Annotated in this window: 5 protein-coding genes; 3 read left to right on the forward strand and 2 right to left on the reverse strand. The window is 67.1% G+C overall.

From position 1 onward, the window contains the following. Positions 1-91 precede the first annotated feature (91 nt). A complete protein-coding gene (locus ACIQU6_RS43710) occupies positions 92-463 on the reverse strand; it encodes a winged helix-turn-helix transcriptional regulator (protein ID WP_403488151.1) in 372 nt (123 codons plus the stop codon). An 85-nt stretch (positions 464-548) separates the two neighbouring features. Between ACIQU6_RS43710 and ACIQU6_RS43715 the strand changes: the two genes are divergently transcribed. Continuing rightward, on the forward strand, positions 549-1454 hold the full coding sequence (locus tag ACIQU6_RS43715; RefSeq protein WP_403488153.1) for an NAD(P)-dependent oxidoreductase: 906 nt from the start codon (positions 549-551) through the stop codon (positions 1452-1454). A 508-nt stretch (positions 1455-1962) separates the two neighbouring features. Here the strand turns inward: ACIQU6_RS43715 and ACIQU6_RS43720 are convergent. Next, a complete protein-coding gene (locus tag ACIQU6_RS43720) occupies positions 1963-2166 on the reverse strand; it encodes a hypothetical protein (protein WP_403488155.1) in 204 nt (67 codons plus the stop codon). A gap of 1053 nt (positions 2167-3219) precedes the next feature. On the opposite strand from ACIQU6_RS43720, the gene ACIQU6_RS43725 reads away from it, so the two are divergent. Together ACIQU6_RS43725 and ACIQU6_RS43730 are read left to right on the forward strand one after the other, a co-directional pair. Then, entirely contained in the window at positions 3220-4029 is an 810-nt protein-coding gene (locus ACIQU6_RS43725) for an MgtC/SapB family protein (RefSeq protein ID WP_403488157.1), read from the forward strand. Next, positions 4026-4307, forward strand: coding sequence for a hypothetical protein (locus tag ACIQU6_RS43730; protein WP_403488159.1), 282 nt, complete (start codon positions 4026-4028; stop codon positions 4305-4307). Before ACIQU6_RS43725 ends, ACIQU6_RS43730 begins: the two co-directional genes overlap by 4 nt. The last annotated feature ends 628 nt before the right edge of the window (positions 4308-4935 follow it).

A 4935-nucleotide genomic window follows, 5' to 3' on the forward strand; every position in this document is an offset into this window, starting at 1 on the left:
CACGACAGTACCGCCGAGCCGTCCCGTCAGCCGCCACGAGCCAGATCATCCAGCCATACACACCTCACGGCCAGAGTTCAAAAACACTCACTTACCCGTGTGAGATCTCGGCTACGTCGACCGCTTCGGAGCCTTCGCGACGCATCCGCTCAACCCCCCAGGCGCCGAGCGGCCCGAGCGCTTGATTGAGCGTGCGCCCGTGCTCAGTCAGGGAGTACTCCACCCGCGGCGGCACCTCGGCGTAAACCTCTCGGTGCACGAGACCGTCTTCCTCCATCTCACGCAAGTGCTGCGTCAGCATCTTCTCGCTCACTCCGGGCAGACCACGACGGAGCTCAGCGAAGCGGCGTACGCGATGGGCGTCAAGTTCCCAGAGGATCAGTCCCTTCCACTTGCCGCTCACCACGTCGAGCGCAGCGTCGATGCCGCAGATGTAAGGCCCGCATCTCGGCGCCTTGGCCATCACTGATCCCCCTTACGAAAAGGTAAGTACCGCAGAAAATAGTAGGTACTTCCCAGAGTAGTGACGCTCACCGAGCATGGATTGGGTGAACGAACAACAGAACCACACCGCCAGGCAGGACAGCGCTGTCACCGTGATCGGGCTTGGCCCGATGGGCCAGGCGATGACCCGTACCCTCCTCGCTGCCGGCCATCCGGTCACCGTCTGGAACCGAACCGCCAGTCGGGCCGACGGCGTCGTCACCGACGGAGCAACGCTCGCGGCGACACCCAGCGAAGCGGTCGAAGCAAGTGACCTCGTGATCCTCAGCCTCACCGACTACCAGGCGATGTACGACATCCTCGACAGCGCCACCGCATCGCTCGCCGGCCGGACGCTGGTCAACCTGAGCTCTGACACCCCCGACCGCTCACGCGAGGCAGCAACCTGGGCGGCGGGCCACGGCGCCACATTCCTCACCGGAGGTGTCATGGTCCCCGCGCCGATGGTCGGCACGGAGGCAGCCTACGTCTACTACAGCGGCCGCGACCAAGTGATGGAGAGCCACCTGGCGGCGTTGACACCGCTGGGAACACCAAAGCATCTGGGCGAAGACCCGGGCCTCGCCCAGATGATGTATCAAGCCCAACTCGCCCTGTTCCTCACCACCTTGTCCGGACTGATGCACGCCACCGCGATGCTAGGTACCGCAGGAATGAAGGCCAAGGAAGCGCTGCCAGAGTTGCTCTCCTCCGCCGACTCGATCGGCGACATCCTGAGGGCTGGTGAAGAAAACCCCGGCACCGCGCTTGATGCCGGAGAACATCCCGGCGACCTCAGCACTGTCACCATGATGGGTGCGACGTCCGACCACATCGTCGAGACCAGCACGTCACTCGGCCTCGACCTCGCGCTCCCCCTGGCTGTGCAGGCCCACTACCGGCGCGCGATCGAGAGCGGATACGGCAGCGACAACTGGACCCGCATCATCGACAGCATCCGACCGCGCTGACCAAACACGGGACCGATGAACGCACACCCAGCCGCGACTCCGCCCAGGCTCCACCGCCTACTTGCGCTCTCGGCGGACCGCGCCCCGGCACCTGACCCGGCTCGGAGTGGGGCTACGCCGACTCTACGGTCCCACCCTTCATTCAGTGATCGACGAGTTCTCACAGCTGGCCTGTACCGAGGAGGTCGCATCCGGGGCTACCGGAAGCGCAGGGAGCACGTATTCGTCGGTCGGCGGCTTCGCTCAGATGCGTTACACGGTGGAGCAGTAGCAAGAATCGGTCACGCCGGGCCCCAAATTCCGCGGACGACTATGCGGCGCAGACTGGCGAGGGAACGGTCCCGTTGCTTCTGTCGCCGGTTTCCGCTCTCTACGGCGCCGCCGGACGATCTCGGGAGAAACCCATCCGCAGCCAGCGACGCCAGCCCGAGCCTCGCATCTGGGTACGCATCGTGCCAGCCACGCCGTGGCATGTGTCCTACTCGTCGGAGAGTCCGCGAGCATCACGTCACTGGTAGCGATGGAGTTCACGCAAGGCGACACGGGCCGCGGTACCGTCCAGGAGCAAGGAGAACTCCTCGAAGGCGATGCGCATCACGTCCGCTGGAACCGGGGCCTTGCCTGCCGCAGCGTAGATAGTCGCCAGGTGCGCGGCGCCAAGCGCCAGGATGCGCTCGCGCTCGGCGTCGCTGACCGTGTTGTCAGCGAACACAGCCAGAATCTGACGCCAAAGCCTCACCGAAGGCCCACACTGCAGGAGGCGGGCGCCTCGCTGTCCCGCGCGGGACAGTTTGCGGGTTCACGTTCGTCACCCCAACCGGTGCCGTACAGGCCGAGCTGACCGTGGACTTCGGGGCCCAGAGTGCCAGCGCCCTTGCGACGGTGCGGAAGCGGGGTCACGCCGAGCAGCGTGGGCGAGAACCAACCGATTCACGTCGCACGAATCGGCCCCCGCCGCAGGCCGTGCCCTTCACCTCCGGCCCACGCAACGACGCGGGTTCGAGCAATCCCCGTGAAAAAACGCGCTTGGCCAACCGTGACGTCCGCAACCTGAACGCGTTGAAGGGGTCACCGCTCGCATGCGGTCGGCCCCGATACCACGCCCGGCATCGGGGCCGTCAAACCTATCGCAGCGCTCACATACATAACACACCCCACTGCACCACCACGGCAGGGCGTGGCTGGGGCAGCCGGACCAACAGCAACTGTTCCCCACGTCCGGCTGGAGAAGGCGGGCGCAGTCACAGGCGGGACTACACTTGTCAAGGTTGCGCAAGACGCACTGGTGCGGTGAGACGGCCTCTTCGGGGGACGCACTGGAGTCGGCGCAGGTCCCCCCGAACTGAGTTGTCCAGAGCTCTAACGAGTCGGGGTGAACCAGCCATACTGGGCTGGTCCGCTCCTTGCCCAGTCGCTGTTGATGATGCGCAGTGGTCGCGTCCCCGGCCGGAAGGAGGCGAGAGACATGGATTCGGATTCCTGTCGCAGTAATCCGGGCCGTGACCGGCCCTCGATCCGTTCGTCCCTGCACGCTCCCGGCACGTGGACACCGTCCGGGTCACCCTCCCTTTGATCACCACACCTGCCGTGCCGTGCCCCGGCACCGAGCGGGGGCGATCCTCGACGTCGTGACAGACCGTGGCGCGCACCAGGATCCCGGCGGCACATATGTCACCACCGGCGCCGTCCGCCAAGGACGTGCGGCCGTCGTCGTACGCACACGTATCGCCCCAGACGAGGCCCGAACAGTCTGAGGGAGGTGCCCATGCACTCCCTGACCACGATCGAATTCCTCATCCGACTCGCCACCGGCGTAGGCTGCGGCGCGCTCATCGGCGTAGAGCGGCAGTGGCGCGCCCGGATGGCAGGTCTGCGCACCAACGCCCTGGTCGCCGCCGGCGCCACGTCGTTCGTGCTGTACAGCGTGGCGGTCGGCGACGCGGGCAGCCCGACCCGGGTGGCCTCCTACGTCGTCTCCGGTATCGGTTTCCTGGGCGCTGGCGTCATCCTCCGCGACGGCGCTGGGGTCCGCGGTCTGAACACCGCCGCCACCTTGTGGTGCTCGGCCGCCGTCGGGGTGCTGGCTGCCGCCGGCATGCTTGCCTTCGCCGTCCTGAGCACCCTCACGGTGCTCGGCATACACCTGGTGCTGCGCCCGGCTGCACGGCTGCTGGACCGGACGCCCTCGGCGGACAGCGACCCGGACACGCTCGTTCGCGCCACCGTGCGCCTGGAGTGCGAGCGTAGCGAGGAGCCCCACATCCGAGCGCTGCTCCTGCAGTCGCTGGCCACCGCTGGGCTCCCCCCGACGGGCCTGCATACGCGGCGGGAGCAGCAGGACATCATCAATCTTCAGGCCACTGTCGCTGTCCCTGGCGACGTCGCCCAGGCGCTGGAGCCGGTGATCGCCCGGCTGTCTCTGGAACCGGGGGTGCGCGCCCTGCGCTGGTATCTGGAAGAGGATGGCACGGCAGGCAGGAAGTCCGAGGTCGTGGCGCGGTGGCTAGGTCGGTCACTGCTGCACGCGGAGCCTGCCGCCCCAAGCCGCTTGTACGAGAGGAGCGAGAGTCGATGAAAGACACCCTGCTGCCAGCTGTTCGCGTGGCCGTGTGTCAGGCAGCGGACCGGCTGGACACCGACGCCGTCGCGTTGACCGCCGGCTCGGCCCAGGCCCTGGACGTCGGACTGAACACCCGCGTCCAAGACCTACGCCAGGCCGCGGTCGCTGCCTGGCGCGCTGGCGTCCCCGCCGCGCTCATAGCCCGGGACGCCCGCCTGGACTTGGCCACCATCAGCGGTTGGATCGACCTTGAGAAGCAAGAGGGCGGCGAGCCCAAGACACCGGCACGATAGGTAACGCGCTCCCGGCCTCACCTACCTGTACACCGCGTAGCCCCTTTGAGGGGGCGCTGGTGGTGTTCTGCTGCCGCCGCTGGATCGGTGTGGTGGCTCTGTTCACGTCGCAGAGCAGCGTTTTGGCAGCAGTTCGGGAGGCACCGTCCGCGCCGGATGTTCATGAGAACGGGCAGCACCTCGGTGGCGACCGGTGGAACGCCGTCTGCCGCCCGGCTGGGCACCGGGGCAAAAGCGCTGGCTACGGGCGCAGGTGGCACCCGCCACGGCGCCGTTGCCGAGTGCCGGCAGGTGCCTCCCGTTCTCGTGAACATCGACTCCACCGGCCAGCGGGTGCCTCCCGGAGTCATCGACATCTGCCGTCGGAACTCGTGAACAAAGCCAGTGTGGCGGCGGGAACCGCACTGCCCGGCCTTCGGGTAGTGCGGTAGGGCTGGTGAGATCAGCTGTGGCTGCATTGAGGTGTCGGCCGCCACGAGAACTTCAGTGGGCTCTGCCACTGGGTGTCAGCGGTTTCGCCATGAGGTGTGTCAGTTACGGGCTGCCCCGCGATTGATGTTGGGGCGTGTTGGCCTGGGAGTTCGGCTGGTGGGTGATTCAGCAGGCCGTCGCGCGGACGAGCACGAGG

Source organism: Streptomyces sp. NPDC090442 (genome assembly GCF_044769405.1).
In the GTDB taxonomy this organism is placed as follows: Bacteria; Actinomycetota; Actinomycetes; order Streptomycetales; family Streptomycetaceae; genus Streptomyces.